General features: G+C 72.3%; 23 protein-coding genes. 13 read left to right on the top strand and 10 right to left on the bottom strand.

Annotation, left to right across the window (positions count from 1 at the left end; all coding sequences use genetic code 11):
• Positions 1 to 56 precede the first annotated feature (56 nt).
• A complete protein-coding gene (locus tag ACFZ8E_RS21015; RefSeq protein WP_147858611.1) occupies positions 57 to 1,550 on the top strand; it encodes an SPOR domain-containing protein in 1,494 nt (497 codons plus the stop codon).
• A 143-nt stretch (positions 1,551 to 1,693) separates the two neighbouring features.
• Here the strand turns inward: ACFZ8E_RS21015 and ACFZ8E_RS21010 are convergent, their stop codons facing one another.
• Genes ACFZ8E_RS21010 through ACFZ8E_RS21000 form a run of 3 tightly spaced genes read right to left on the bottom strand, consistent with a single transcriptional unit; the run spans position 1,694 to position 3,820 of the window.
• Positions 1,694 to 2,404, bottom strand: a complete 711-nt coding sequence (locus ACFZ8E_RS21010) for a DnaJ domain-containing protein (RefSeq protein ID WP_244029892.1) — start codon at positions 2,402 to 2,404, stop codon at positions 1,694 to 1,696.
• A 4-nt stretch (positions 2,405 to 2,408) separates the two neighbouring features.
• On the bottom strand, positions 2,409 to 2,675 hold the full coding sequence (locus ACFZ8E_RS21005) for a hypothetical protein (RefSeq protein WP_405043699.1): 267 nt from the start codon (positions 2,673 to 2,675) through the stop codon (positions 2,409 to 2,411).
• A complete protein-coding gene (locus ACFZ8E_RS21000) occupies positions 2,672 to 3,820 on the bottom strand; it encodes a S1C family serine protease (protein ID WP_244029896.1) in 1,149 nt (382 codons plus the stop codon). The genes ACFZ8E_RS21005 and ACFZ8E_RS21000 overlap by 4 nt, the downstream gene beginning before the upstream one ends.
• Positions 3,821 to 3,977: 157 nt before the next feature.
• Here ACFZ8E_RS21000 and ACFZ8E_RS20995 point away from each other — a divergent pair, with 157 nt between their 5' ends.
• On the top strand, positions 3,978 to 4,106 hold the full coding sequence (locus ACFZ8E_RS20995; protein ID WP_279605269.1) for a hypothetical protein: 129 nt from the start codon (positions 3,978 to 3,980) through the stop codon (positions 4,104 to 4,106).
• Positions 4,107 to 4,247: 141 nt separating this feature from the next.
• A complete protein-coding gene (locus ACFZ8E_RS20990) occupies positions 4,248 to 4,463 on the top strand; it encodes a hypothetical protein (protein WP_147729791.1) in 216 nt (71 codons plus the stop codon).
• A 290-nt stretch (positions 4,464 to 4,753) separates the two neighbouring features.
• Here ACFZ8E_RS20990 and ACFZ8E_RS20985 read toward each other — a convergent pair whose 3' ends face one another.
• Complete coding sequence (locus tag ACFZ8E_RS20985; RefSeq protein ID WP_244029898.1) at positions 4,754 to 8,194, bottom strand: SbcC/MukB-like Walker B domain-containing protein; 3,441 nt, start codon at positions 8,192 to 8,194, stop codon at positions 4,754 to 4,756.
• A gap of 160 nt (positions 8,195 to 8,354) precedes the next feature.
• Between ACFZ8E_RS20985 and ACFZ8E_RS20980 the strand changes: the two genes are divergently transcribed.
• A complete protein-coding gene (locus ACFZ8E_RS20980) occupies positions 8,355 to 9,221 on the top strand; it encodes a sialate O-acetylesterase (RefSeq protein ID WP_405043697.1) in 867 nt (288 codons plus the stop codon).
• A 1-nt stretch (position 9,222) separates the two neighbouring features.
• Here the strand turns inward: ACFZ8E_RS20980 and ACFZ8E_RS20975 are convergent, their stop codons facing one another.
• Genes ACFZ8E_RS20975 through ACFZ8E_RS20965 form a run of 3 tightly spaced genes read right to left on the bottom strand, consistent with a single transcriptional unit; the run spans position 9,223 to position 11,680 of the window.
• A complete protein-coding gene (locus ACFZ8E_RS20975; protein WP_244029901.1) occupies positions 9,223 to 9,849 on the bottom strand; it encodes a DUF4194 domain-containing protein in 627 nt (208 codons plus the stop codon).
• Positions 9,842 to 11,227: a Wadjet anti-phage system protein JetA family protein gene (locus ACFZ8E_RS20970; protein WP_405043696.1), complete on the bottom strand. Its 1,386-nt coding sequence runs from the start codon at positions 11,225 to 11,227 to the stop codon at positions 9,842 to 9,844. Before ACFZ8E_RS20970 ends, ACFZ8E_RS20975 begins: the two co-directional genes overlap by 8 nt.
• 33 nt (positions 11,228 to 11,260) lie before the next feature.
• Positions 11,261 to 11,680, bottom strand: coding sequence for an FKBP-type peptidyl-prolyl cis-trans isomerase (locus ACFZ8E_RS20965; RefSeq protein ID WP_147728502.1), 420 nt, complete (start codon positions 11,678 to 11,680; stop codon positions 11,261 to 11,263).
• A 340-nt stretch (positions 11,681 to 12,020) separates the two neighbouring features.
• On the opposite strand from ACFZ8E_RS20965, the gene ggt reads away from it, so the two are divergent.
• Positions 12,021 to 13,712, top strand: a complete 1,692-nt coding sequence (gene ggt / locus ACFZ8E_RS20960; RefSeq protein ID WP_405044427.1) for a gamma-glutamyltransferase — start codon at positions 12,021 to 12,023, stop codon at positions 13,710 to 13,712.
• 81 nt (positions 13,713 to 13,793) lie between these two features.
• Positions 13,794 to 14,108, top strand: coding sequence for a hypothetical protein (locus tag ACFZ8E_RS20955; protein WP_243946416.1), 315 nt, complete (start codon positions 13,794 to 13,796; stop codon positions 14,106 to 14,108).
• On the opposite strand, the gene ACFZ8E_RS20950 is transcribed toward ACFZ8E_RS20955, so the two are convergent.
• Positions 14,096 to 16,852 carry an autotransporter domain-containing protein gene (locus ACFZ8E_RS20950; protein WP_405043695.1) on the bottom strand — a complete coding sequence of 919 codons (2,757 nt, stop codon included), beginning with the start codon at positions 16,850 to 16,852 and terminating at the stop codon, positions 14,096 to 14,098. The two genes, ACFZ8E_RS20955 and ACFZ8E_RS20950, sit on opposite strands and share 13 nt — an antisense overlap.
• A gap of 266 nt (positions 16,853 to 17,118) precedes the next feature.
• Between ACFZ8E_RS20950 and ruvB the strand changes: the two genes are divergently transcribed.
• The 7 genes from ruvB (at position 17,119) to tolB (ending at position 24,066) form a co-directional block, all read left to right on the top strand.
• Positions 17,119 to 18,180 (top strand): Holliday junction branch migration DNA helicase RuvB, encoded by a 1,062-nt coding sequence (gene ruvB, locus ACFZ8E_RS20945; RefSeq protein ID WP_147843182.1) that lies wholly within the window; start codon positions 17,119 to 17,121, stop codon positions 18,178 to 18,180.
• Positions 18,181 to 18,555: 375 nt separating this feature from the next.
• Positions 18,556 to 19,278 carry a DUF4142 domain-containing protein gene (locus ACFZ8E_RS20940; RefSeq protein WP_147843183.1) on the top strand — a complete coding sequence of 241 codons (723 nt, stop codon included), beginning with the start codon at positions 18,556 to 18,558 and terminating at the stop codon, positions 19,276 to 19,278.
• Between the two features lie 258 nt (positions 19,279 to 19,536).
• Entirely contained in the window at positions 19,537 to 19,956 is a 420-nt protein-coding gene (gene ybgC / locus ACFZ8E_RS20935; protein ID WP_405043694.1) for a tol-pal system-associated acyl-CoA thioesterase, read from the top strand.
• A gap of 177 nt (positions 19,957 to 20,133) precedes the next feature.
• Positions 20,134 to 20,850 carry a protein TolQ gene (gene tolQ, locus ACFZ8E_RS20930; protein ID WP_147726885.1) on the top strand — a complete coding sequence of 239 codons (717 nt, stop codon included), beginning with the start codon at positions 20,134 to 20,136 and terminating at the stop codon, positions 20,848 to 20,850.
• Between the two features lie 25 nt (positions 20,851 to 20,875).
• A complete protein-coding gene (locus tag ACFZ8E_RS20925) occupies positions 20,876 to 21,322 on the top strand; it encodes a biopolymer transporter ExbD (protein WP_187274707.1) in 447 nt (148 codons plus the stop codon).
• Positions 21,323 to 21,329: 7 nt separating this feature from the next.
• On the top strand, positions 21,330 to 22,652 hold the full coding sequence (gene tolA / locus ACFZ8E_RS20920) for a cell envelope integrity protein TolA (RefSeq protein ID WP_147726883.1): 1,323 nt from the start codon (positions 21,330 to 21,332) through the stop codon (positions 22,650 to 22,652).
• A gap of 73 nt (positions 22,653 to 22,725) precedes the next feature.
• Positions 22,726 to 24,066, top strand: a complete 1,341-nt coding sequence (tolB, locus tag ACFZ8E_RS20915; protein ID WP_405043693.1) for a Tol-Pal system beta propeller repeat protein TolB — start codon at positions 22,726 to 22,728, stop codon at positions 24,064 to 24,066.
• Between the two features lie 375 nt (positions 24,067 to 24,441).
• Here the strand turns inward: tolB and ACFZ8E_RS20910 are convergent, their stop codons facing one another.
• Positions 24,442 to 24,690 carry a hypothetical protein gene (locus tag ACFZ8E_RS20910; protein ID WP_147726879.1) on the bottom strand — a complete coding sequence of 83 codons (249 nt, stop codon included), beginning with the start codon at positions 24,688 to 24,690 and terminating at the stop codon, positions 24,442 to 24,444.
• Between the two features lie 104 nt (positions 24,691 to 24,794).
• Positions 24,795 to 26,027 (bottom strand): MFS transporter, encoded by a 1,233-nt coding sequence (locus ACFZ8E_RS20905; RefSeq protein ID WP_405043692.1) that lies wholly within the window; start codon positions 26,025 to 26,027, stop codon positions 24,795 to 24,797.
• Positions 26,028 to 26,090: the final 63 nt, after the last annotated feature.

Raw genomic sequence — 26,090 nt, 5'->3', positions numbered from 1 at the left:
CTGAATGGTGCGATGCAAACTGGCCGTGGCCGGTCTGTCGAGGGCAATGAGTCGTGATGCGTAGCGTTTCCCGTCGCTCCCGGACCGTGCCCACGATCTCGGCCGCGCTCGCCGCCGCCGCGGTCCTGACCGCGCTGGCGTCTCCCGCCGAGGCGCGCCGCCACGGGCGCCACGTCCGCCCCGGCGGCGGCTACAATCCGCCCTACGCCGCGATGGTGGTCGACGTGAAGTCCGGCCGCACGCTGCACGCGGTGAACGAGGACGCGATCCGGCACCCGGCCTCGATCACCAAGGTGATGACCCTCTACATGCTGTTCGAGCAGATGGAGAAGGGGCGCTTCGCCCTCGATTCCGAGCTGACGATCTCGGCCCATGCCGCAGCCCAGGCGCCGTCGAAGCTCGGCCTGCGGCCCGGGCAGACCATCGCCGTCGAGGACGCGATCAAGGCGATCGTCACCAAGTCGGCCAACGACGTGGCCTGCGCCATCGGCGAGAACATCGCCGGCTCCGAGGAGCGGTTCGCCGAGCTGATGACTGCCAAGGCGCACGCGCTCGGCATGAGCCGCACGCACTACGCCAACGCCTCGGGCCTTCCCGATTCCGAGCAGGTGACGACGGCCCGCGACCTCACCGTGCTGGCCCGCGCGATCCAGGACCGCTTCCCGCGCTACTACCGCTACTTCCAGACCCGGTCCTTCGCCTTCCGCGGCCGGACGATCGGCAACCACAACCACCTGCTCGGCAACGTCGAGGGCGTCGACGGCATCAAGACCGGCTACACCCGCGATTCCGGCTTCAACCTGATGACGGCGGCCAAGTCCGACGACCGCCAGATCGTCGCGATCGTGCTCGGCGGCAAGTCGGGCGCCAGCCGCGACCGGATCATGGCCGACCTCGTCCGCGCCAGCCTGCCGCGTGCCTATGCCGGCGCCCGCCAGGCGCCGCCGACCGTCGAGGTCGCCGAGCGCGCCCGGCCGGCGGTCGTCGCCGACGCGGTCTCGCGGACCCGGACGCAGCTGGCTTCGGCCGAGGACGACGAGGTCGAGACCACGAACTCGACCGATGCCGGCCAGCCCCTCGACATCGCGCCGCGGCGCTCGACCGCGACCCCCGGCAGCGCCGGCGCCTTCAAGGCCGGCGCGCAGCCCCTGCCGAAGGCGGCGCAGGCCTACGCCGCACCCGCGACGGGACAGGCCGCGTTCCCGGGCGGCGCACGCAAATCCGATCAGCGCATCGCGTCGGCCGACGGCCCGATCGCCCGCGCCGAGGCGCCGAAGCCCATCGCCGGCCCGAAGATCGTGCCGACGGCCTGGGTGATCCAGCTCGGCGCCATGGACGACGAGGGCAAGGCCAAGGCGATGCTGGCCGACGCCAAGGCGAAGGGCGGCGGCAGCCTCTCGAAGGCCGCGCCCTACACGGTGAAGGTCGAGCACAGCGGCGCCACCCTCTACCGCGCACGCTTCTCCGGCTTCCAGGAGCAGGACGCGGCGCAGGATGCCTGCTCCGCCCTGAAGCGCAGCGGCTTCAGCTGCTTCGCCACCCGCAGCTGATCCCCCTCACGTCGCGCCGCGGTCAGTTCGACCGTGGCATTCAGCGACCGGCGGCCTTCGCCGCCCCGGTCGCCATCGACGCCGACGGCGGACGCCGCCCTCGGCGAACGTCGTCCTGCACCCCTGGCAACGCGCGTGGAGTCTCAGCGATGTCGGTTCGTCAGCCTGTCGCGGGCCGCGTTGACGCGGGCCGCCCCTTCGGCGCTTCCCCCCTGGTCGGGGTGGGCGCGCTTCATCAAGGTCCGGTGAGCCGTGCGGACGGCCTCTGGGGTCGCCCCGCGCTCAAGCCCCAGGATCTGATAGGCCTCGTCCTGCGTCATCGTCCCTGGCTGCGCCGGACGGCGCGGCCCCGCGTCGCGATCGCGCTCAGCGTCTACACGCCAGCCGGCGTGCCGGCGGTCGAGATACGTCTCTAGCGGCACCACCGCTGCGGGATCCTGCGCCCGGCAGACCGCCAGCACCGCGCGGAGGTCGGCGAGCCCGAGGCTCTCGAGACGCCGGCCGCCGAGCGGGCCGCCGCGCAGGATGCCGTCGCCGACGCTGCCGTCGTCGCGCAGGACGAAATCCACCCGCGCCGTCCGGTGCCGTTTCGACGACGGCTTCATCGACGCCAGCAGCCGCTTGAGCCGGGAACCCAGCGTCTCCGGCCCGTCGAGCAGCCAGACGCCGCCGAGCCCGACGACCAGGGCCGGGCCGAGCTGGCCGCGCAGCAGCAGGATGGCGGCGAGCCCGATCGCGATCCAGGCGCCGGCACGCCGGATCGACCGCGGGGTGAGCCTGGGCCCGAGCCGGCCGCCGTTCCGGCCGAGCCACCACAGGCCGACACACGCCGCGAAGCCGAGGACGAGCAGCATCGGCCTAGCGCCGCATGTCGAAGCTGGAACTCGCGCGCCCGCCGATGCGGATGCCCGTGCCCGGAAGGATCTCGTGGAACCCGGAGTCGCGCCGCGGCGCCGGGATCTCGCGCGATCCGCAGCCCGGCTGCGGCGGCAGGCGCACGCCCTCCGGCGCGTCCTCGGGACAGAGCCGCGGGCGCGCCGGCTTCTCGGCGGCTCGCGCGGGGAGGGGAGCGACGATCGAGAGACCGGCGGCGAGGCCGATCAGCACGGCGAGGGTGGGGATCATGGCCGGTTCTCCGCGACGTCCGCCGTCGTGATGCGCACGCGGCGGGTGCGCCCGTCCCGCTCGACCGCGAGGTCGATCGGCTGGCCGAGACCCGCCGCCTCGAGCGCCGCGGTGAGGTCGGCCAAGCGGTGGACCGGGCGGTCGCCGACGCCGACGACGACGTCGCCGATCGCCCCCGTCTGCGCGTCGACCCCGCGCAGGCCCGCGCCGGCGGCCGGCGATCCGCGCAGGACGCGGAGCACCACGACGCCGTCGATGCCGAGCCGGGCGGCGGTCGCCTCCTGGCCGGCGATGATGCCGATGCCGGGGTTGCGCACGCGCCCGTTGCGGATGAGATCGGGCACCACGCGGTTGACCACGTCCACCGGCACCGCGAAGCCGATGCCGGCGCTCGCCCCGGACGGCGAGAAGATCGCGGTGTTGACGCCGATCAGCTGGCCGGCGGAATCGAGCAGCGGCCCGCCGGAATTGCCGGGGTTGATCGCCGCATCGGTCTGGATCACGCCGGACAATTCGCGGCCCTCGCTCGTCGGCAGGCGCCGCTGGAGCGCGCTGATCACGCCGGTGGTGAGGGTGTGGTCGAGCCCGAACGGGTTGCCGATGGCGAAGGTGGACTGCCCGACCTTCAGGTCAGCCGAGGTGCCGATGGCGAGCGGCGGCGGCGCCTTCGCCACCCGGCCGAGCCGCAGCACCGCGAGGTCGTAGGCCGGCGCGGCGCCGACCAAGGTCGCCGCGACCACCTCGCCCGAGGACAGGCGCACCGAGATCGACCCGCCCGACTGGATCGCCGCCTGGACGACGTGGTTGTTGGTGACGACGTGGCCGCCGGCATCCCAGACGAAGCCGGTCCCGGTCTGGGTGTTGCCCGACCGGCCGCCCTCCTGGCCCTGCTCGGATTCGTCGTCGAGGCTCATCAGGTCGGCGCCACGCACCGCCCCTTGCGCGAAGACGTGCACCACCGAAGGGCTCGCCCGCTCGAACAGCGCGACGGTGGTCGCCTCCGCCGGTGCGAGGTCGCCGCGGGCGGTCACCGCGCGCGGGACCTCCCGCGAGAACAGGAACGCGGTGACGTAGGGCTGTGCGACGAACAGCGCCAGCAGCACCAGGATGGCGGCCAGCACGAGGCGCGCGAAACGATCCGGCACGATGACGCGATCTCCGACCGACGGGCACGACGACGCGGTCGACCCGCGATCCGTCGACCCTTAACGTGGCATTCAGCCTGCCCGCTTCAACGTTCTCGCACGGGAATGGTCAAGGTGCGGCGCCGCACCGTCGCGCTGCGGCGGAGACGCTAACGGAATGGTCATTCCTCAAGACCACAATTTCGACAAGACGAAACGAAGTCCTGAGGTGTTCGCGCCCGATCTGCCACCGGTGGTCGGCAATCCGGCGCGGGAGATTTGCGACGCAATCATGACCGGTTCCTGACGAGGGTGCCGCAATGATCGTGAAGCTGCCTTAGAGATGCTTCGATGTCTGGGCAAATACGCTGCGTTCCTGATCGGCCAGCCCTGGTGCCGGCCGTGGACGCCTGAACGGACGATACCGTTTCGGAAGGAAAAGAGTGAGATGGAAACCGAGGCCCTCGAACGACCCGCCGATCTGACGATCTGGCGCACCCTGCCGGCAAGCTCGCCGCTGGCGCAGCCCAAGCGCTACGGCACCCTGCGCGAGGCGATCGCCGCCGCCGCCGGCGCGCTGACCGACCCGGCCAAGCAGCCCTGGATCATCACGGACGAGGGCGAGATCCTGTCCCCGAACTGGATCCGCACCTACCTGAACTGAGACGTCGCGCCGGCCCCCCGAACGGGCGGCGCTTCCGCGACGCGACCGCGCCCGGCCCGATGCGGCGGCGCGGTCGCGCTGCCGACCGCCCACGGTGCGCGACGGTGCATAAGTCCAACGCGCCGGAGTTTTGTCGTCGGCACTTTCACAAATGTGAATGGCGATCGGCCGAGCAAACCCTAGGATGTAATCGGCTCGATGAGTTCCCCCCTCTCGTCTGGCTGGCACCGCTGGCCGGACGTTCTCCCGATCGTTCTCGCGCCGGCGGTGCCTAATTGCGATCGCGCAGCCTACTCGGCCGCATCGCGATCGTCGTCGTACCGCTCCGGATTGATCGCGTGCAGCGCACGCTTGGCCGCCTCCAGCGGGTGCTCGGACTCAATCCGCACCGAGGCGAGATCCGGGCTCTTGTAGACGGTGACGATGGTGTCCATCACCTCGGTCAGCGTGGTGCGCTTGTCCTCCGGGGCGGCGATGAGCAGCTGCAGCCCCCACGCCGCGTAGAGATCGACCAGCGCCTGGCTGTTGCGCACGTCGAGCTTCGAGAACGCCTCGTCGAGCAGGCACAGGCCGAAGCCCGGATTCTCGTCGCCTGGCCGGTCGCCCGGATAGTAGGCGCTGGCGAGCGAGGCCGCGATCGCCACGTAGAACGGCGCCTGCGCCTCGCCGCCCGATCCGCGCAGCGCCCGGCTCGACATCGTGGTGCGGTTTCCCGCCCCGTCCCGCATCCCGATCTCGTAGACGAAGTAGTTGCGGTAGTCGGCCAGGCGTGCCGCGTCCTCGGCACCGGAGATCAGGGCGGTGACCTCGGCAAGCGCAGCGGCCATCGGGCCCTCGCCGTCGTCCGGCAGCAGCGCCTGGGCCGCGTCGGGCGAGCGCGCCACCTCGGTCGCCAGCGCGTGGACGGCGGCGTAGCGGCGGTCGACCACGGCCTCGAAGGCGTAGGTCTGGCCGGTGAAGCGCTGGGTCGAGAGCCGCTCGTTGAGCGCGTCGAGCCGCGCGCGCACCCGCTCGAACTTGTCGGCGAGCCGCGTCAGCAGGTCCTCCGTCATCAGGCGGCGCATCTCGTCCGTCGCCCGCTCGGCCTGGGCGCGGTAGCGGCGCAGCTCGTGCCCCTCGACCTCGTCGTGCTCGCGCCGGACCCAGGCATAGCCCAAGGTCGCCGGCTGGTCGCCGCGGTTGCCGTCGCCGCGGCCGAGCGGGTTGTCGATCCGCCACTGGGCGCAATACTCGGCGAGGTCGCGCTCGGCCGCGCGGCCGTGCGAGCGCGCGCTCTCGGCCGCCTCCTGCGCGAGGCTGCGCTCGGCCGACGCCGCAGCCGAGATCGCCTTCGCCTCCAGCCCGGCCAATTCCGCGCGGATCGCGTGGACGGGGGCGGCCGAGAACACCTGCCCGCGCACCATGCGGATGCGCAGGCAATCCCCGCTGGCGAGCCTATGCAGGGCGCTGCGGCGGGCGGCGAAGGCGGCACGCGCCGCCTCGCGCCCGGCCCCGAGCCGCGCCTTGAGCCCGGCCTCCTCAGCGAGCAGGCCGTCGAGCTTCGGCTCCAGCACCTCGGAGAGCTCGCGCAGGTAGGCGATGCGCTCGGCGGTGAGCGCCTTGATCTCCTCGGCGAGGCCGGCGGTGTCGCGCTTCTCGATCGCCTCGCGCTCGGTGGCGAGCGTGCGCTTGCGGCCCTCGATCCCGTCGATCTCCTCGCGCAGGGCGTCGCAATCCTCGACGCCGCGGGCGATGCGCGCGCGGATCGCCGCCGCCGTCCGCGCGGCCTCGCGCAGGACCACGGCCTCGCCGCGCAGGCGCTTGGCCTCCGCCACCGCGACCTCGTGGTTGTGCCGGCCTTCGGCGGTGGGGCCGCGCTGGCCGCGCGTCATCAGCAGGTCGACCGAGCGGGTCACCGAGTAGGCCATGCCGGCGGTGGTGCGCCCGCTCGGCGCCACGGCGCGGCTCATCCGGCGCAGCTCGGCGTCGTCGCGGGCGAGATCGTAGCCGCCGAGCCGCACGCCGAGGAAGGCGGCGGCGTGCGGGTCGTCGGTCTCGATCACCGAGAGCGGGCCGTCGTCGAAGCGGCGCGCCCGCTGGCCGGCGGTGTCGGTCGTCTTCACCAGGATGCAGCGGCTGAAGCGGTCGCGGTTGCCCTGGAGCACGCCGAGCGCCTCCTCGAGCCGGTCGGGCGCGACCACGAGGGCTTCGCGCGCCCGGCCGAGCAGGCCCTCGAGCGCCGGCCCCCAATGCGGATCGACGATCTCCGCGAGCTCGCAGACCGGCACGGCATCGATGTTGCGCCGGGCCAGCTCGGCGCGGAAGGCGACCGTGTCGGAGGAGAGCCGCGCGCCGTGCCCTGCGGCCGGGGCGGGGGCCGAGCGCTCGGCCTCGCTCTCCTGCGCGCGGGCCTTCAGCGCCGTGTCCTCGGCGGCCCGGTCCAGGGCCTCGTCGAACTCGGGCAGCCGCAGCAGGCCCTCGATCAGGTCGGGGAGGGGCCCGTCGTGGCGCAGGGTCTCCTCCGGCGGGGCCTCGCGGCGCAGCCCCGAGCGGGCGCAGGCCTCGGCGAGCCGCGCGGCCTGCGGCGCCACCTGGCGCAGCACCGGCGCGACCGCCTGGAGCTTGCCCATCTGCCCGACGAGGCCGACGAGGTCGGCGACCCGGGCCGCCAGGTCCCGCCGGTCGCGCTCCAGCATCGACAGGCCGATGGTCGAGGCGGCCAGGCGCCCGTCCGTGGCGCCGCCGACGACGAGGGCCTTCTTCTCGGCGATCTCCCCGTCGATGTCGCGCACGAAGCCGCGGCTCGTGGCGACGCTCTCGCGGGCGATCCGCAGCGGCTCGGCGCCGGCGCGGAGCTTGGCCCGCACCGCCACGAGATCGTGGCAGCGGCGGCGCAGCTCGGCGCTGGCCGCCCGGGCCTCGTGGATGCCGGAGGCGAGCACCGCATCGGCCCAGGATTCGTAGCGCCCGGCGAGACGCTTCAGCCGCGCGAGCTTGACCTCCAGCTCCTCGATCGTCTCCAGCAGCCGGCGCCAATTCTCGACCGATTGCCGGACGCGCGCGACGTCGAGCGGCTCGGGGTCGAGGACGAAGCTGCGCACGAAGGCGCTCGAATCGAAGATCGGCTTGAACGCAACCGCGTTCGAGAAGGTGCGCAGGAAGTGGCGCGGGTCCGGCGCCGGCGCACCCTCGCGCAGGGTCGCCAGCACTTCCGCCGTGAAGCGCTCGCCGGAGGAGCGGAACTCCTCGAAGCGCTCGGCCCGCAGCCGCAGGTCCTTGGCGATCTCGGTCCACGGCGCGGTGAAGCTGCCCTCGGCATTGGTGCGCAGGTAGTCGCCGATCTCGAAGCGGTGCCCGGTGGCGATGAAGCGGGAGAGCACCTCCTCCTTCTGGTCGGTCGCCCGCGCGGCGAGCGCCAGCCCGAAGGAGACCGTGCGCCCGCTCTCGGCGTTCTCGAACACCAGGGCGATGACGGTCTCGCAGGCCTCGCGCGTCGGGCGCCCGCCCTCGGCTGGGTCGCTGATCCAGCCGAGGCAGTAGTCGCGCACGGTGCGTGCGCTGCGGCCCGAGGCCGAGGCGTTCAGCGCCAGCCGGCTGGCATTGTTGCCGGCCAGCACGGTGCCGACCGCATCGAAGATCGTCGACTTGCCGGCCCCCGTCGGCCCGACGAGCGCCGCCGCGCCCCGGATCCGGATCTGCTCGCGCCGGATGAGGTACCAGTTCGAAAGGGCGATGTCGGTGAGGCGGTACACCGGGGGCGGGTCCGATCCGGGTGAGGCGGGGGCGCCCAGTTGGCCAACCGCGCGGGCAGACGCAAGGGCGCGCAGAGCACGGACGGCGGGGGCGCCGCGGGTTTTCGGTGTAGAGGGGGGCCGGAAGCCCCGCGATCCCGGGGGCGCGGGCACGGCAGCCATGATTTTGAGAACGCAGCGCACGGGTCCTCGCCGGGCCACGAGGCTCGGCGTTTCGGCCCTCGTCGGCCTCGCGCTGGCGTCGCCCGCGACGGCGTGGGTCTGCAGGCCGACCGATCGGGGGCGGGGCACCGACGTGGTGCTGCTCGCCGGGCAGTCGAACATGGTCGGGTTCGGCCTGGGCTTCGACGCCGCGCTCGACGGGACGCCCGATCCGCGCATCGGGCAGTGGAGCCAGGCCGGCGGCCGTGGCCGGATCGTGGCCGCGATCGATCCGCTCCTGCATCCGGGGGCCGCCGCGGGGCGGGTCGGCCTCGGCTTGAGCTTCGCCCGCGCCTACATCGCCGCGCGGCCGCCGGGCCGCCGGATCCTGCTCGTGCCCGCGGCCGTCGGCGGCACCGGCTTCGCCAACGGCCGCTGGAACCCCGGCGACGACCTGTTCGAGGCTGCGGTGATGCGCACCAACGCGGCGCTCGCCGCCGCGCCGAACGCCTGCCTCGCCGCGATCCTCTGGCACCAGGGCGAGGCCGACGTCGGCGCGCTGTCCGGCTCGGACTACGCCGCGCGGCTCACGCGCACCGTCGCCGCGTTCCGCGCCCGCATCGGCGGCGCGCGGAACGCGCCGTTCGTGACGGGGCGCTTCGAGCCGGAATGGGTGAAGCCGACGCCCGCGCAGACCGCGATCCTCGACGCGCTCGCGCACCTCGCCGACACGGTGCCGCGGACGGTCGACGTCTCGGCCGACGGGCTGACCGGAAACCCCGGCGACAAGATCCATTTCGACGCGGCCTCGCAGCGCATCCTCGGTCGGCGCTACTTCGAGGCTTTGCGCACGCTGCTGCCCGCGCCACGGGCGGCGAAGCCCTGACTCAGCCCTCGGCCGCCTCGGACCACGCCCGCAGGCGGTCGAGCCACGCGTCCGAGGCGAGCACCAGGATGCCGGGCAGCACGCTCACCGGGGTGACGCGCTCAGCCCTGTCGCGCTCGCCGAGCCGCAGCCCGCCGCGGCGGGCGATCAGGCGCAGGATCTCGATCAGCCGCGTCTCCTCGGGCGGATCGCTGCGGGCGGCGGTGCGGATGCGCTCGGTGACGTCGTCGGTGGTGCACTCGACGAGCCCGTCGGTGGAGACGCGGTGATCGCGCAAGCCTTCCTCGTAGATCAGGCGGAGCGCCAGCAGCACCAGGGTCTCGTCCTTGCGCAGGCGCTCGGCGACGATGTCGTGACGCGGGCCGTCCTGGGCCAGCGTGAGCGAGACCATCTGGTCGCGGTGCGACACGGTCAGCGCGTAGCCGAGGCAGGCGAAGTAGTCGGTTAAGAACGGGGCGTAGTGGCGCGCGAGCTCGTAGCTGCGGCCGATGCCGGGGGTGTTCGCGTAGATCACCTGGCCCTTCAGCAGCACCGCGAGCGCGCGGGTCAGCTCCTCCACGTCGGGCGCGCGGGCGCCGGGTGGGGGCGGCTCCTCGCCGTCGACGATGGCGCGGAACGGCTCAAGCATGCCGGTCGCCCGAGATGCGGCGGATGACGAAGTCCGGGCAGTCGAGCCAGCCGTTCGCGAGCCGGCCCTCCACGCGGGCGATCGTGTAGCGCGTGCCGAGCGCGCCCTCGAACAGCACGTCGATCTCGCGCAGGCGCTGGAACACGACGAAGGCGTCGACGTCGGCGACCGCGATCGCCGAGCCCCGCAGGGTGCCGTCGGGCCCGAGGTGGCGGTCGAGGAAGGCGGTCATCGTCTCCGCCGTTACGGTGGTGCGGCGGCGATAGGCCGCCTTCGCCTCGACGAAGGCCTCGATCGCGGGATCGATCTCGAAATCCGGCAGCGCCTCGGTCTCGATCGGGACTTTTCGCCCGCGCGGGATCGCGAGGTGCGGCGTCCCGATCGGCGGGCGCAGCAGCGAGATCGCCGGTGCCACGTCCGGTGCGACCGCCGCGGCGCCGACCGCGCGCAGGGCCGCCGCCGTGCGCTCGATCCCGGCCGAATCCGGCCGGTCCATGTAGCGGACGGCGGCCGCGATCCGGCGCTCCATCCGCGCGACCACGTCGTCGACGGCGTCGAGGTGCCGGTCGAGCCCTTCGAAGATCGACAGGATCTGGGTGAGGTCGGCGCGCACGCCGCGCTCGGCGACGCGAAGTTCCGCCGCCCTTCCCTCGCGCAGGATCGCCTCGGCGAGCGCGCGGATCAGCAGCGGATCGCGCAGCGCGCGGCCCGCCTCGCGCACGATCGCCGAGCGGAAGCGGAACGGGTTGTAGCGCGTGTGCAGCGTCCGGTAGTCGCTGATCAGGTGGCGCTCAACGAAGTCCTCGAAGTAGAGGCGGAAGGCGGCGCGCATATCCTCCTCGTGGAGAATGCGCTCCTCGATCTTGCGCATCGCGCCGGCCAGCCCGCGGACGTGCCCGAGGAAGGCCTGCGCCGCGCGGGCCGCATTGCCGAGCGCCTCGGAGCGGTCGGCCGGGTTGGCGATCGCGCTCTCCAGGCTTCCGAGCACGTCGAGGATCGCGGCACCGTAGGAGCGGGTCTCGCCGCGCTCCATCCGCGACAGCTCCTCGAGCAGCAGCCGCGCCTCGGGGTCGAAATCGACCACCGGCACGTATCGCTCGCGCCGCTCGATCAGCCAGCCGGTCTCGAGGAAGCGCCGGAACAGCGCCGAGCGCCGCTCGATCGGATCGACCGGCACCGGCTCGTCGTCGGATTGCTGGTCGAGCGCCCAGTCGGCGGAGAAGTCGCCGATGGCGGCGAGCAGCTCCGCCTTGCGCACCGGGTCGGGGCTGGTGCCCATCACCTTGCGGTGCAGGTGCAGCAGCAGCGCGGCGTTGAAGGCCCGGCTCGGCGAGGCCAGCGGCCGGAACAGGTCGTCGGGAAGCTGCGCGAACAGCATCGTCTCGAACTCCCGCTCGCGCAGCCGTCCGCGTTACTTCGCGCCGAGAAGCTCGACGTCGAAGATCAGCGTCGCGCCGGGCGGGATGATGCCGCCGGCGCCGCGGGCGCCGTAGCCGAGCTCGGCCGGGATCACCAGGGTGCGCTTGCCGCCCTGCTTCATCGTGGCGACGCCGAGGTCCCAGCCCTGGATGACCTGGCCGGCGCCGAGGGTGAAGGTGAAGGGCTGGTTGCGATCCCGCGAGGAATCGAACTTCTTGCCCTTCTTGCCGGCGTCGTCGAGCCAGCCGGTGTACTGCACGGTCACCTTCTGGCCGGCCTTCGGCTCGGGCCCGGTGCCGACGACTTCGTCCTGATACTTCAGGCCGGAGGGCAGGGTGGTGTAGTCGGCGTTGGCGGCAGCGGTCATGGCGATCAGCACGGCTCCGGCGATGGGGAGAATAAAGCGAGGCATCGTTCCTCCGTCGGGCCGAGCCTCTTTCGGGCCGCCCGTCGAGGGGCCTCTTAACAGCAGGGCCGGGGCCGAGGCCAGCCGGCGGGGCTTTTCGCCGTCGGCGCACGCCGCGATCGGGCACGGAACGCGGCTTGCGGGGCGGGAGGCGGCCCTTCGCGATTTTCGCCCGGCGCCGGTTGACGCGGCGCCGACCTTGGCGGCCCATTCCACCGCCCGGGCCGCGAGCGCGGCCTCACCAACTTTCCTCGGAGCGACGATGCGCCTGGATCGAACGGACGGCAGCCCTGGCCCGACGCGGACGGCTGGGTCGCACCGCAGGCCGGCCCGGGCCGTCGCGGCGATGCTCGCGATCCTCGCCCTCGCGATGCCGGCCCGAGCGGCCTCGATCGCGCCCGCGGTGGCCGAGCACGGCATGGTCGTGACCGCGCAGCACCTCGCGACCCAGGTCGGCGTCGACGTGCTGAAGCGCGGCGGCAATGCCGTCGATGCGGCGGTGGCCGTCGGCTACGCGCTGGCGGTGGTCTACCCGGCCGCGGGCAACCTCGGCGGCGGCGGCTTCATGACCGTCCAGCTCGCCGACGGGCGCCGGACCTTCCTCGATTTTCGCGAGAAGGCGCCCTTGGCCGCGACCCGCGACATGTACCTCGACAGGGACGGGAACGTCATCAAGGGCCTGAGCGTCAGCGGCCCCCTCGCCGTGGCGGTGCCAGGCACCGTCTCCGGCCTGGAGACGGCGCGCGAGACCTACGGGACGATGGCCCGCGCCGAGCTGATCGCCCCGGCCATCGCCTACGCCGAGGGCGGTTTCGTCCTCGAGCAGGGCGATGCCGACATGTTCGCCATCGCCACCCCGGACCTGCGCAGGGATCCGGCCTCCGCCGCGATCTTCGTCGACGGCGATGCGCCGTTCCGGGCCGGCCGGACGCTCGTGCAGAAGGATCTTGCGGGAACGCTCCGGACGATCGCCGAGCACGGCGCGGCCGGCTTCTACGGCGGCCCGGTCGGCAGCGCGATCGTCGCGTCCAGCCAGGCCGGCAAGGGCCTGATCGTCCAGGCCGACCTCGACCGCTACCGCACCCGCCAGCTGAAGCCGGTTGAGTGCGACTATCGCGGCTACCGCGTGATCTCGGCCCCGCCGCCGAGCTCCGGCGGCGTCGTCATCTGCGAGATGCTGAACATCCTCGAAGGCTACCCCCTCGGCGATCTCGGCTGGGGTTCGGCGCAGGCGATCCACTACGAGATCGAGGCGATGCGGCACGCCTACGTCGACCGCAACAGCTACCTGGGCGATCCCGACTTCGTCGACAACCCGACCGCGCGCCTGACCGACAAGGCCTACGCGGCGACCATCCGGGGCGCGATCGATCCGGGCAAGGCCGGCGTGTCGAGCCGGCTCAAGCCGGGGGTGCCGCCGCACGAGGGCAGCAACACGACGCATTATTCCATCGTCGACGGCGCCGGCAACGCGGTCTCGGTGACCTACACCCTGAACGACTGGTTCGGCGCGCGCATCACCGTGCCCGGCACCGGCGTGCTGCTCAACGACGAGATGGACGACTTCACCGCCAAGGTCGGGGTCCCGAACATCTACGGGTTGGTGCAGGGCGAGGCCAACGCCATCGCGCCGGGCAAGACGCCGCTGAGCTCGATGAGCCCGACTATCGTGACCAAGGACGGCAAGCCCGTCCTCGTCACCGGCACGCCGGGCGGCAGCCGCATCCTCACCGTGGTGCTGCACAGCATCCTGAACGTCGTCGATTACGGCATGAACGTGCAGGAGGCGGCCGACGCGCCCCGCATCCACAACCAGTGGCTGCCCGACGTCACCAACGTCGAGCGGTTCGCGCTCTCGCCCGACACCCGCAGGATCCTCGAGGGCATGGGCCACCATTTCGCCGGGCCGCAGCCGGCCAACCACCTCGCCGCGATCCTGATCGGCGCGCCGGTGCTCGGCGGCAAGGCGGTCGGGGCGAACCGGTTCTACGGGGCGAACGACCCGCGCCGGAACACCGGCTTGGCGCTGGGCTACTGAGCGGCGCCCGACGCTGCCCCGTCCGCACACCGGGACCGAGAAAATCCGGCGACGTTTTCGTCGCTGGTGCGTTCCTGGAGGATGAACCCGACACCCGACGATTGGGACCAGCGCGTCGCGCACCTTTCCCAAAAGCTGCCCGCGCCGCTGCAGCGCGCCGTCGACTGGCTGCGCGAGCCGTCGCGCCTGTGGCTGCGGGTGGGGGCCGCGCTGCTGCTCATCCTCGGCGGGATCTTCTCGATCCTGCCGGTGCTCGGCCTGTGGATGCTGCCGCTCGGCCTCGCGCTTCTGGCGCAGGACGTGCCCTGGCTGAAGGTGCCGCTGGAGAAGGCCGCCCGCTGGATCGAGAGGACCTGGGCCGCCCTCGTCGCGTGGTGGCGGCGTCAGAAGCGGTAGGTCAGGTTGCCCTTGGCGCCGTGGTCCTGGGCGCGGGCGCCGATCTGCCCGGCATAGGACAGGCCGACGGTGGTCGAGGGTAGGACGATCCAGCTCAACCCGGTCTCGAGCAGCACGGCGCTGCGGTCGACCGGCGCGCCGCGGGTCAGCGCCGAGACGCCACCGGCATTGAAGGCAAGCAGCGCGTTCGGGGTGACGTCGCCGAAGGCGCCGCGATACCCGACGAGGCCGCGCAGCAGCATCGGCAGGCCGCCGACGAAGCCATCGATCCGCGCCTCGGCCCGCACGCCCGCGGTCGCGGTGGACACGGTGGCGTCGCGCGCCGCGCCGGTGAGCGCCGCTGCGCCGCCGGTCTCGGAAAAGGCGTCCTGCCCGACGCGGATCACCGCACCGCCGGCGAAGGGCTCCAGCGTCAGGCCGGCGAGGTCCATGCGGTAGCCGACCTCGCCGAAGCCCTGCGCGACGCTGCCGCCGTAGGCGGCGCGGGCGCTGTCGCGAAAGCCGGCGAACGCGATGTCGCGCCGGGTCTCGGTGTCGCTGACGCCGTAGAGGCCGCCGATCCGCAGGTCGAGCGCGCCGAGGCCGATGCCGGCATAGACCGACCCGAACCCGGTCTGGACGTTGCCGCTCGACATGCGCAGCGGGATGTCGAGGGCGGTGTCGGTGTAGCCGGCGGCGGCGCCGACGCGGATCAGGTCGCTCGCGGCGACGTCGCCGCCGATCACGAGGCCGCCGGTGTTGCGCTGGAGGGCGGCGGCGTTGCCGTCCGAGCCGGTGCGCCCGAAGCTGCCGAAGCCCTGGCCCCACAAGCCGACGATCCGCTGGTCGAGGCCGCCGGGGCCGAGGCCCGTGCCGCATTCGGGCACGGAGTTCAGCGGCACCCGGGCGATCGGTGCGCGCTCTGCCGGCAGGCCGGGCGCGGCCGGCGTGCAGGTGAGGCCGGCGCCGTCCGACCAGCGCATCCGATCGAGGATCGCCTCGCGCACCAGCCCGCCGGACTCGACGAGCGCGGTGACCGCGCTCGCGTGGACCTCGCCCGAGAGCGCGTCGAAGGCCTGCCGGGCCTGCGCGGCGGAAAGCGGGCCGACCGCGTCGTAGACCGCCCGGCCGGCACCGAGCGACTGCGCGCGCCGGCCGGCGGCGACGCCGTTCACCGTCGCGCCGGCGGTGTCGAAGCCGAGGTCGTTGCGGGTCAGGTGCAGCTGCACCGCGTCGTCCGCGTAGGTCAGCGACGGCGTCAGGAAGGCGAAGTTGGAGGTGACGGCGGCGAACTGCCCCTGCACGCCGCCCGCTGCCGTGAGGATCGTGTAGGTGGTGTTGGCGCTGTAGGCGCCTGACTGCGCCTGCACGTCGACGAGGCCGCCGCGCAGGGTCGCGACGCCGCCCGCCGCGATCCGGTCGCTGTTGCCGGCCGCATCCGCCTTCACCTGGAAGATCGAGCCTGCCTCGAACAGCACGTTGCCGTTGGCCGACAGCGTGCCGATCCCGTCGTAGCCCGGCGCCGCACGGCCGCCGCTGCGGACGCTGAGGCCGCCGAGCGTGCCGATGCCCTCGATCGTCGCGCCGGAGGCGACGCCGACATCGGCCGCGCCGAGGTCGCCGCCGACCCGCAGGCGGCCTTCCGCCACCGTCACGCCGCCGGCGAACGGGCTGTCGCCGGTGAGGTCGAGGCGGCCGGCGCCGGTCTTCACGATGGTGCCGGTGCCGTCGATCGTGCCGGAAAACAGCGCGTCGGTGCCGTTCGAGCCGGCGGTGAGGGTGGCTCCGCCCAGCGAGACCCGACCGTCGCCGTTCAGCGCGGCGACGCTCTGGTCGTAGCCGGCGAGGTCGAAGGTCCCGGCACCGGCGACGAGGAGCGCGCTGCCCGCGGGGAGGGCGCCCGCGATGCCGGCGCGCAGGGTCCCGTTGGTGACCGAGGTGGTTCCGGCGTAGCTGTTGGCCTGGGTCAGCAGGACGGTGCCGTCGCCGCTCTTGGCGAGCGTCCCGGGGCCCGACAGCACCGCGTCCACGGTGCCGCTCTGCAGGCCGTAGATCGCGCCGCGCAGCGTGCCGTTGCGGATCGTGCCGGCGGTGAGCACCACCGGGCCGGCGCTGGAGGCGGTGCCGCCGAGATCGAGCGTTCCGCCCCCGACCACGAGGGCCGCGTCCGCCGCGCCGAGACGACCGCTCCCGGTCAGCTGCAGCGTGCCGCCATCGACGCGGGTGCCGCCGGAGAAGTCGTTGGCGCCGGACAGCGTCACGGTGCCGGCGCCGGTCTTCACCAGCGGCCCGGGGCCGGTCAGCGCGGCCTCGATGCCGCCGGACTGCACGTCGTAGACCGAGCCGCGCAGCGTCCCGTCGGCGATGGTGCCGCCGGTGAGCCGCACCAGCCCGACGGCCTGGGTCGTGCCGCCGAGGTCGAGCCGCCCGCCCGAGACCAGCAAGGCGCTGTCGGTCGCGCCGAGCGTTCCGGGCGCGGAAGTCGCGAGCGTGCCGGCCGAGAGGCTGGTGCCGCCGGCATAGGTGTTGGCGGCCGAGAGCAGGACGCGGCCGGTGCCGGCCTTCGACAGGCCGCCGGGACCGACGACCGGGCTCGCCAGCGTCGCGTCGTCCGGCCCGTCGCAGGCGAGGCCCGTCGCGGTCGCCACGCAGGCCGCACGGGCCGGATCGGGCGCCGCCATCGACGCTGCCCCAAGGATCAGCGGCAGCACCGCCGTCGTGGCGAGGAGGCGACGGCGCGGCGGGCAGGATACGAGGTGCGGCATGCGGCCCATCCGAAGGCGCGAAGAGACGATCCGGCGATCGCGCGACGGCGCGGTCGTCGGTCCGGTGCCGGGAACGACGGCACGGGGCGGCGGTGAAGACAGGGGCCAGGAGGCCGGGAAACGATTAACGCAACCTCAACCATGCCGAAGAAAAAACAATCGAGGGTTGTTTTTCGGGCTCGGCCGGACGATCCGACGGCGGCGAGGCGCGCTTAGACATCGCCGCGGGCGCGGGTTAGGAGGATCGCATCCCCAGCCGAGGCTCCATGAGCAAGCCGAAACCCCTGACCAGCGCGATCCTCGACCCGGAGAAGCGGGCCGACGACGTCGATCAGACCATCCGTCCGCTGAGCCTGTCCGAGTTCATCGGGCAGCGGGCGGCGCGCGCCAACATGGAGATCTTCATCCAGGCGGCGAAGATGACCGGCCAGGCGCTCGACCACGTCCTGTTCGTCGGGCCGCCGGGCCTCGGCAAGACCACCCTGGCGCAGATCGTGGCGCGCGAGCTCGGCGTGAACTTCCGCTCGACCTCCGGGCCGGTGATCGCCAAGGCCGGGGATCTGGCGGCCCAGCTCACCAACCTCGAAGAGCGCGACGTGCTCTTCATCGACGAGATCCACCGCCTCAACCCGGCGGTGGAGGAGATCCTCTATCCGGCGATGGAGGATTATCAGCTCGACCTGATCATCGGCGAGGGGCCGGCGGCGCGCTCGGTCAAGATCGAGCTGCCGAAGTTCACGCTCGTCGGCGCCACCACCCGCGCGGGCCTGCTGACGACGCCGCTGCGCGATCGCTTCGGCATCCCGATCCGGCTCGAATTCTACGACATCGACGAGCTGCAGCTCATCGTCAGCCGCGGCGCGCGGGTGCTCGGGCTCGGCATGTCCGACGACGGCGCGAACGAGATCGCCCGGCGGGCCCGCGGGACCCCGCGCATCGCCGGCCGCCTGCTGCGGCGGGTGCGCGACTTCGCCGTCGTCGCCGAGGCGCCGACCGTGACGCGGGCGATCGCCGACCGGGCGCTGAAGCTGCTCGACGTCGATCCCGTCGGCCTCGACGTGATGGACCGAAAGTACCTCACGATGATCGCGAAATCCTTCGGCGGCGGCCCCGTCGGGATCGAGACGATCGCGGCCGCGCTGTCGGAGCCCCGCGACGCGATCGAGGACATCATCGAGCCCTACCTGATCCAGCAGGGTTTCGTGATGCGTACGCCGCGCGGGCGGGTGCTGACGCAGCACGCCTTCAAGCACATGGGTTTCGCGATGCCCAAGCGCGATCCGATCACGCAGATCGGCCTCTTCGTCGAGGACGAGCCCGAGACCTAGTCTGTGCCGTCGCATTGCCGAAGCGACCGTCCGAGGACGGGACACGAAGTCGCGTTTCATCGAGTTCCGCCGCGGCGCAGCGCCGTCGACGCATGCCGTTCCACCGGTTCAGCTATGCCGTGTCGGCATAGGACGCGGTTCGGAAACTTGTCACATGCCACCGCCATAAACCAAGCAATGCTTTGCGAATAATCAGAAAATCGATGTTCCGCGTACCGCTTCACAACGCCGCGATGTCTCGGTTCGTCGGCTCAGCATGTGCCGGAAGCGTGGCTACGTAGTTCACACGTGCGGAACGAGCGGCGATCCGACCCGTTGTGCCCGCAATCGACCGGGGCCTCGACGCACCGGCGAACCACAAAGGATCGTTCTCCTATGAAGCGTACCGCCACCCTCGCCGTTCTCGGTCTCTCGCTCGCCGCGCTGACCGCCCCCGCCTTCGCCCAGGACGCCCTTCCCATCCGCGTCTCGCCGTTCGAGCGCGGCGTCGGCGCCGCCGGCACCGACACTCCCGAGTTCCGCGCCGAGGCCCTTCGCTCGGATGCCGTGAGCATCGAGTCGAGCCGCATCGCCCTGGAGCGTTCGCGCAACCCGCAGGTCCGGAACTACGCCAACCGCGTGATCACCGAGCGTGAGGCCACTACCAAGGCGCTTCTGCCCGAGGGCACGTCGCTGTCCTCCGGCGGCACCGTCGTCTCGGATCGCCAGGGCTTCGACACCCGCATCGACAACCCGGTGGGCCTCGTGCTCGCCCCGGTGACCATCGCCGCCAACCTCGGCACCAGCATCGTCGGCGGCGTCCTCGGCGGCGTCGGCATCATCGACAACAGCCCGACCGAGCCCGGCCGCCGCGTCGCGATCGGCCCGAACGGCCAGAACCGGATCGAGCGCCTGAAGTCGGCCCGCAACGGCCGTGACTTCGACCGCACCTATATCGATCAGCAGGCCCGCTCGGACGCCCGCACCCTCGAGCTGTACGAGACCTACTCGCGCAACGGCGACAACGCCGCCGGCCGCCAGTTCGCAAACGAGGCGCTGCCCTACATCGCCAACGAGCATGGCCACTCGGCCTCGCTCGCCAACCGCATCGGCGGCTGATCCCGCTTCGGCATCGTCGAAACGGATTCACTGACGGAAGGGCCGCCCTGGGAGGGGCGGCCCTTTCGCGTTCGCGAGGGCCTCGTCCTCTCCCTCCGCCCGCCATGCCGTCGCCATGTCTGCCCGTCATCCCGGAGCCGCGCGGCCCCGCGATGACGGGAGGGTGGGGACGGACCCTCGTCCGATCCGTGCCCGACGGGACGTCGGCCCTTGCCACCGTCCCGCACCGCCCTGCGGCAGCAGAAGGACATCGAACCCGTGACGTCATCGATCGATGCCCACGCGCTGCCGGTGCGCGTCTACTACGAGGACACCGACTTCTCGGGCTTCGTCTACCACGCGAGCTACCTGCGCTTCATGGAGCGCGGGCGCACCGAGCTGCTGCGCGGGCTCGCGGGCGACCAGTCCGATCTGCACCGGGAGGCGGACGGCCTCGTCTTCGTCGTGCGCCGCATGGAGATCGACTACCTGAAGCCGGCGCGGATGGACGACGTGCTCTCCATCGTCACCAGCACGCGCGAATTGCGCGGCGCCTCGATGCACCTGCACCAGGAGGTCTGCCGGGACGGCGTGGTCCTCGTCCGTGCCGAGGTGGTGGTCGCCTGCGTCCGCGCGGGCCGAGCGATCCGGCTGCCCGACGCCCTGCGCCGCGCTCTGGCCCCGGCAACCCTTCCTTAACCAACCCGCCCGCTTATGCGGTGGGAAAGCGACGCCCCGCGTGCACCGCACCCGGCCCTTACTTTCGACAGATTCGAACGCGATTCCCTTTGAATTCGCTCGATGATTTCGGATGGAGCGCGCTGGCCCGCCGGGTCGTCGCGCCGCCGCCGTCGAGACGTCCGAGGACCAAAGCCCATGAACCCCGCAGATGCGATGCAGGCCGCGCCCGTCGCCGACATGACGCTGCTCGGGCTGTTCCTCCAGGCCCACATCGTCGTCAAGTTCGTGATGATCGGGCTGCTCGGCTCCTCGATCTGGTGCTGGGCGATCATCGTCGACAAGACGCTGCTGTTCCGGCGCACCAAGGACGAGATGGATGCGTTCGAGGACGCGTTCTGGTCCGGCCGGTCCCTCGAGGAGCTGTATCGGTCGTTCAACGACCGCCCGGCCACCGGCCTCGCCGCGCTGTTCGTCGCCGCCATGCGCGAGTGGAAGCGCTCGTTCGAGGGCACCGGCCGGCAGATCCAGTCGCTGTCGCAGCGCATCGACAAGGTGCTGGACGTGACCATCCAGCGCGAGGTCGAGCGCCTCGAGGGCCGGTTGCTGTTCCTCGCCTCGATCGGCTCGGCCGGCCCCTATATCGGCCTGTTCGGCACGGTCTGGGGCATCATGACCGCCTTCACCTCGATCGCGGCCTCGAAGAACACCTCGCTCGCCGTCGTGGCGCCGGGCATCGCCGAGGCGCTGTTCGCCACCGCCATCGGCCTGTTCGCGGCGATCCCCGCCGTGCTCGCCTACAACAAGCTCCAGGCCACGGTCGCCAAGCAGCAGTCGCGCCTGGAAGGCTTCGCCGACGAGTTCTCCGCCATCCTGTCGCGCCAGATCGACGAGCGCCTGTCGCTCGCCGCCTGACCGAAATCCGCGAAGGGATCGACACATGAGCATGGCGGCGGGCGCGCAGGGCGGCGGCAAGCGGCGGCGGCGGGGACGCCGCGGCGGCGGCCCGATCAACGAGATCAACATGACGCCGTTCATTGACGTCGTGCTGGTGCTGCTGATCATCTTCATGGTGGCGGCCCCCATGATGACGGTGGGCGTGCCCCTCGACCTGCCGCAATCCAAGGCCTCGCCGCTGAACTCGGACACCAAGCCGGTGACGCTGTCGATCCGCCAGTCGGGACAGGTCTTCCTCGGCGAGGACGAGCTGACCGACGACACCATCATCCCGAAGCTGACCCAGGAGGCCAAGTCCGGCTTCGAGGAGCGCGTCTTCGTGCGCGGCGACAAGCGGGTCGATTACGGCCGCGTCGCCCAGGTGATGGCGATCGTCACCGGCGGCGGCTTCAAGAAGGTGGCGCTCGTCACCGAGCCCGAGCAGCGGTAGCAGACCTGTGAGGCTTCCCTCCTTCCGCAGCGAACCGGGCTTCTGGGTCTCGGCCGGCACCCATGTCGGGCTGCTGGTCTTCGCCCTGTTCAGCGTCGCCGCGCCCGCGCTTCCCGAGGCGCAGGAGGGCGTGCCCGTCGAGGTGATCACCGAGAACCAGTTCTCGGAGCTGACCAAGGGCGAGCGCAACGCCGAGAAGCCGCTGTCGGACGCCAAGCCGCGGGCCGACAAGAAGGCCGAGAAGTTCGAGGAGAAGGAGCCGGAGAACGCCAAGGTGGATTCTCCGACCGCGCCGACGCGCACCAGCGACATGAAGCTCGCCAACGCCGACGAGATGCCGCTGCGCGTCAACGAGCCCGATCCCGCCGCCGAGACGGCGAAGGCCGCCAAGATGGCCAAGGAGAAGGCAGACGCCGAGAAGGCCGAAGCCGCCAAGGCCGAGGCCAAGGCGGAAGCGGCCAAGGCCGCGGCCGCGGAGAAGGCCGCCGCCGCGAAGGCCGAAGCGAAGGCCGCTGCCGAGGCCGCCAAGGCCGAAGCCGTGAAGCGCGAGCAGCTCGCCAAGCTGGTCGAGCGCGAGGAGGCCGAGGCGGCGGCCGCGGAAGCCAAGGCGAAGGCCGAAGCGAAGGCCAAGGCGGACGCGGCCAAGGAAGCCGCGAAGGCCGCCGAGAAGGCGGCGGCCGCCAAGGCCGAAGCCAAGGCGAAGGCGGAAGCCGAGGCCGAGCGCCAGAAGGAGATCGCCGAGGCCAAGGCCGAGGAGGCCAAGGAGAAGGCGGAGGCCGCCGCCGCGGCGAAGGCCGAGGCCGCCGCCAAGGCGAAAGCGAAGGCGGTCGCCGACGCGAAGGCCAAGGCCGACGCCGAGGCGAAGGCGCGCAAGCAGGCCGAGCTGGCCGCCAAGTTCAATGCCGGCGACATCAAGTCGATCCTGGCCTCGAAGGCGCCGTCGCAATCGACCGGCGCCACCGGCCACGAGGTCCAGCGCACGGCCTCGCTCGGCGCCGCCACCGGCACCGCCCAGCGCCTGTCGCCGTCGCTGCGCGACGCGCTCGTCGGCATGCTGCAGCAGCAGATCGAGCGCTGCTACTCGGCGCCTCCGGGCGCCGCCCAGGGGGTGGTGCTGCCGGTGCTCGACATCCGCCTGAACGCCGACGGCTCGCTCTCGACCGAGCCGCGGATCATGCGCGGCGGATCGAGCTCGGTCGACCAGTCGATCGCGCAGGCGGCGTTGCGTGCGGTGCGCCGCTGCGCGCCCTACAAGATCCCGGCGCAGTACCAGCCCTATTACAACGACTGGAAGGCGATCAACGCGGAGTTCGAGTTCACCGCGACCTGACCGCCGACGCCGCCTTGACGACCTGACGCCAGGACCTCGCCGGCACCCGTTCCAACGCTCCCGGACCAGACCCATGCTGCATCGATCGCTCACCCGGGCCCGGCACGTGCCCGCCGCCCTCTATGGCCTCGCGCTGCTGCTGCTGGCGACGCTCGGCCTCGCCGCGCCGGCGCAGGCCCAGCTTCAGCTCCGCATCGGCGGCGGCGCGTTCCAGCCGATGCCGATCGCGGTGACCGACTTCTCGGGCGACCCGAACCTCGGCGGCCTCGTCTCGAGCGTGGTAACGAACGATCTGCGCCGCTCGGGCTACTTCCTGCCCCTGGAGAAGGGCCGCTTCCCGGAATCGCCGAACTTCGATGCCGCCCCCGGCTTCGAGAAGTGGCGCGCCGCGGGCGTGCAGGGCCTCGTCACCGGCCGCGTCTCGCGCGACGGCTCCGGCCGGCTGAAGGTCGAGTTCCGCCTGTGGGACGTCACCTCCGGCCAGCAGATCACCGGCCAGCAATACGGCACCGACGCCGCCAACGCGCGCCGCGCCGGCCACCTGATCTCGGACAGCGTCTACACCAAGATCACCGGCCTCGGTCCGTGGTTCGACAGCCGCATCGCCTTCGTCGACGAGTCCGGCCCGAAGGAGAACCGCCGCAAGCGCCTGATGGTGATGGACCAGGACGGCGCCAACGTCCGCGCGCTCACCACCGGCGAGAACGCCATCGTCGCGCCGCGCTACTCGCCCGCGACGCAGGACATCGCCTTCATGGCCCAGGCCACCGGCCACCAGCCGCGGGTGCAGGTGATCAACCTCGAGACCGGCAGCCGGACGGCGATGGGCAACTTCGACTCGATGAGCGCGAGCCCGCGCTTCTCGCCCGACGGCCGCCGCCTCGTGATGAGCGTGCAGCAGGGCGGCAACGCCGACATCGTCACCATAGACATCGCCTCGAAGGCGCAGCATTCGATCACCAACGGCAACGCCATCGACACCTCGCCGACCTACTCGCCGGACGGCGGCCAGATCGTGTTCGAATCCGACCGCGGCGGCTCGCAGCAGGTCTACGTGATGGGCGCCGACGGCTCGAACCCGCACCGGATCTCGTTCGGCGAAGGCTCGGCCTCGCAGCCGGCTTGGTCGCCGCGCGGGGACCTGATCGCCTTCACCCGCCAGCGCAAGGGCGGCTTCGCGATCTGCGTGATGAAGCCCGACGGCTCGGGCGAGCGCGTGCTCACCGAGGGCTTTCACAACGAGGGCCCGACCTTCGCGCCGAACGGGCAGTACGTGCTGTTCTTCCGCGACCCCGGCGGCCAGGGCGGCGGCAAGCTCTACATGGTCGACATCACCGGCAAGGTGGAGGCGCCGGTCCCGACGCCGTCCTACGCCTCGGACCCGACCTGGTCGCCGCTGCTCTCGGGGAAGTAGGCCTCGGCCCCGGGGCCACCTACCGGGCGGGCTCGACCGCATCGCCCCGACCCTCCGTCGCGAGGGCGTCCCGGGCAAGCGCCCCTGCGCGATCGCGCAGCGCGGCGCGTTCGGCCTGGCCGGCATCCCGCCGCGACGGGACCGGATCGGAAGTCAGCGGCGGCGCTCGCTAGGCGAGGTCGACCGGTTCGCAGATCACCGTCCGACGGGCTCGATCGACGGCCGAATGCCTGATCAACCTGCCATCATCCCTTCGCGGCGCCTGAACGCATGCAGAAGGGATAATCGGTCGCGCGGCAGCGTCGAGGACGCGACGTGACGGGCGTCGTCCGTTCCAGGACCCCGATCCGTCGACGGTCGCACGACGGGTCCGCCTCAGCCCCGCTTCTGCGCTTTCGTGTAGCTGCCGATCGCGGCCTGGCAGTTCGGCGACAGGCTGGCGCGGTTCTGCTTGAAGCAGGCATGCACCTCGGGGCTGTCCGGGGCGAACTCGCTGCACAGGGCGAGGTAGTCGCCGGTGCAGTTCTGCTTCAGCGCGGCGCGGTCGGGCACGGCCGACGCGTTCGGCGCGGCGAGCGCGGCGGTGGTGGTGAGGGCGAACGCAACGACGGTACGGACGAGCAAAATCTTCTTCCTCCACGAACCCGGACCAGCCGGGCGGCCGTCCGTAGAGCAGCGCATCCTGGCCGGAATGGGTTAGCTTGGCCGTTTGCCGTCGGTCGCCGGCCTCACCCCTCGCGCAGCAGGCGGTCGCGGGCCCGCAGGGCCGGGAAGATCCGGCCCCACAGCACCGCGACGAGCACCGTCGCCGCGCCGCCGACGACCACCGCCGGCACCGCGCCGATGAGTGCCGCGACCGAGCCGGACTCGAACTCGCCGAGCTCGTTCGAGGCGCCGATGAAGACGGTGTTCACGGCCGAGACCCGGCCGCGCATCGCGTCCGGCGTCTCGCCCTGCACGAAGGTCTGGCGGACGTAGACGCTGATCATGTCGGCCGCGCCCGTGATGAACAGGCAGGCCATCGACAGCGGCAGCGAGGTCGAGAGCCCGAACACGATGATGGCGAGGCCGAACACCGCCACGGCGCGCAGCATCCGCACGCCCGCATGGCGCCGCAGCGGCCGGTAGGCGAGCACGATCGCTGTCAGCACGGCGCCGGCGGCCGGCATGCTGCGCAGCGCGCCGAGGCCGAGCGGGCCGACATGCAGCACTTCGGCGGCGAAGATCGGCAGCAGGGCGGTGGCGCCCCCGAGCAGCACCGCGAACAGGTCGAGGCTGATCGCGCCGAGCACCACCGGGTGCGCGCGGATGTAGCCGATCCCGGCCGACAGCGTCGCCCAGGTCACCGGCGGCCGCTCCGTGACCGCCGCCGGCCGATAGCGGATCGCCGTGGTCGCGAGCGCCGCCAGCGCGAAGCTGGCCGACGCCGATCCGAACACGACCATCGGCCCGAGCGCGTAGAGGAAGCCCCCGAAAGCCGGCCCGAGCACCGACGCGCTCTGCCAGAGCGAGGCGTTCCAGGCGATCGCGGCGCCGAAGAGGTCGCGCGGCACCAGCGTCGGCAGCAGCGCCTGCAGGGCGGGGTTGGCGAAGGCGCGGGCCGTCCCGATCAGCACGACGAGCCCGTAGACCGGCCACACCGCGCTCGCGCCGCTCCAAGCATAGGCGAGAAGCGCCGCGCTCGTCGCCGCCTGCACCGCGAAGGCCGCCGCCGCCACGAGGCGGCGGTCGTAGGTGTCGGCGACGTGCCCGGTGATCAGCGCGGCGAGCATCGCCGGCAGGAAGCCCGCCAGGCCGACGAGCCCGAGCGCCCAGGCCGAGCGGGTCAGGTCGTAGACGAACCAGCCGACGGCCACGGCCTGCATCTGGTAGGCGAGACCGGTCAGGAAACGGGAGATCCCGAACAGGCGGAAATCGCCGTTGCGGAAGACGGTCCAGCCGGATTGCGCGTGCTCGGGCATCGCCAGCGTCGTGGCGGCCGAACGAGGCCCGGTCAAGCTGCGGCCGGACCGAGCGCAGGGCGT

The sequence above is a fragment of the Methylobacterium sp. HMF5984 genome (assembly GCF_045033435.1).
GTDB lineage: Bacteria > Pseudomonadota > Alphaproteobacteria > Rhizobiales > Beijerinckiaceae > Methylobacterium.
This window is presented reverse-complemented; position numbering and strand designations above follow the sequence as displayed.

What these genes read in the sequence shown, in the direction of transcription:
- ACFZ8E_RS21015 (WP_147858611.1), top strand. Translation starts at nt 57, where the DNA reads ATGCGTAGCGTTTCCCGTCGCTCCCGGACCGTGCCCACGATCTCGGCC.
- ACFZ8E_RS20965 (WP_147728502.1), bottom strand. Translation starts at nt 11,680, where the DNA reads ATGCCTCGCTTTATTCTCCCCATCGCCGGAGCCGTGCTGATCGCCATG.
- ACFZ8E_RS20950 (WP_405043695.1), bottom strand. Translation starts at nt 16,852, where the DNA reads ATGCCGCACCTCGTATCCTGCCCGCCGCGCCGTCGCCTCCTCGCCACG.
- ruvB (WP_147843182.1), top strand. Translation starts at nt 17,119, where the DNA reads ATGAGCAAGCCGAAACCCCTGACCAGCGCGATCCTCGACCCGGAGAAG.
- ACFZ8E_RS20940 (WP_147843183.1), top strand. Translation starts at nt 18,556, where the DNA reads ATGAAGCGTACCGCCACCCTCGCCGTTCTCGGTCTCTCGCTCGCCGCG.
- ACFZ8E_RS20995 (WP_279605269.1), top strand. Translation starts at nt 3,978, where the DNA reads ATGGTCATTCCTCAAGACCACAATTTCGACAAGACGAAACGAAGTCCT.
- tolB (WP_405043693.1), top strand. Translation starts at nt 22,726, where the DNA reads ATGCTGCATCGATCGCTCACCCGGGCCCGGCACGTGCCCGCCGCCCTC.
- tolQ (WP_147726885.1), top strand. Translation starts at nt 20,134, where the DNA reads ATGAACCCCGCAGATGCGATGCAGGCCGCGCCCGTCGCCGACATGACG.
- ggt (WP_405044427.1), top strand. Translation starts at nt 12,021, where the DNA reads ATGCTCGCGATCCTCGCCCTCGCGATGCCGGCCCGAGCGGCCTCGATC.
- ACFZ8E_RS20970 (WP_405043696.1), bottom strand. Translation starts at nt 11,227, where the DNA reads ATGCTGTTCGCGCAGCTTCCCGACGACCTGTTCCGGCCGCTGGCCTCG.
- ACFZ8E_RS20980 (WP_405043697.1), top strand. Translation starts at nt 8,355, where the DNA reads ATGATTTTGAGAACGCAGCGCACGGGTCCTCGCCGGGCCACGAGGCTC.
- ACFZ8E_RS20955 (WP_243946416.1), top strand. Translation starts at nt 13,794, where the DNA reads ATGAACCCGACACCCGACGATTGGGACCAGCGCGTCGCGCACCTTTCC.
- ACFZ8E_RS21005 (WP_405043699.1), bottom strand. Translation starts at nt 2,675, where the DNA reads ATGATCCCCACCCTCGCCGTGCTGATCGGCCTCGCCGCCGGTCTCTCG.
- ACFZ8E_RS20925 (WP_187274707.1), top strand. Translation starts at nt 20,876, where the DNA reads ATGAGCATGGCGGCGGGCGCGCAGGGCGGCGGCAAGCGGCGGCGGCGG.
- ACFZ8E_RS20905 (WP_405043692.1), bottom strand. Translation starts at nt 26,027, where the DNA reads ATGCCCGAGCACGCGCAATCCGGCTGGACCGTCTTCCGCAACGGCGAT.
- ACFZ8E_RS21010 (WP_244029892.1), bottom strand. Translation starts at nt 2,404, where the DNA reads ATGCTGCTCGTCCTCGGCTTCGCGGCGTGTGTCGGCCTGTGGTGGCTC.
- ACFZ8E_RS20975 (WP_244029901.1), bottom strand. Translation starts at nt 9,849, where the DNA reads ATGCTTGAGCCGTTCCGCGCCATCGTCGACGGCGAGGAGCCGCCCCCA.
- ACFZ8E_RS20990 (WP_147729791.1), top strand. Translation starts at nt 4,248, where the DNA reads ATGGAAACCGAGGCCCTCGAACGACCCGCCGATCTGACGATCTGGCGC.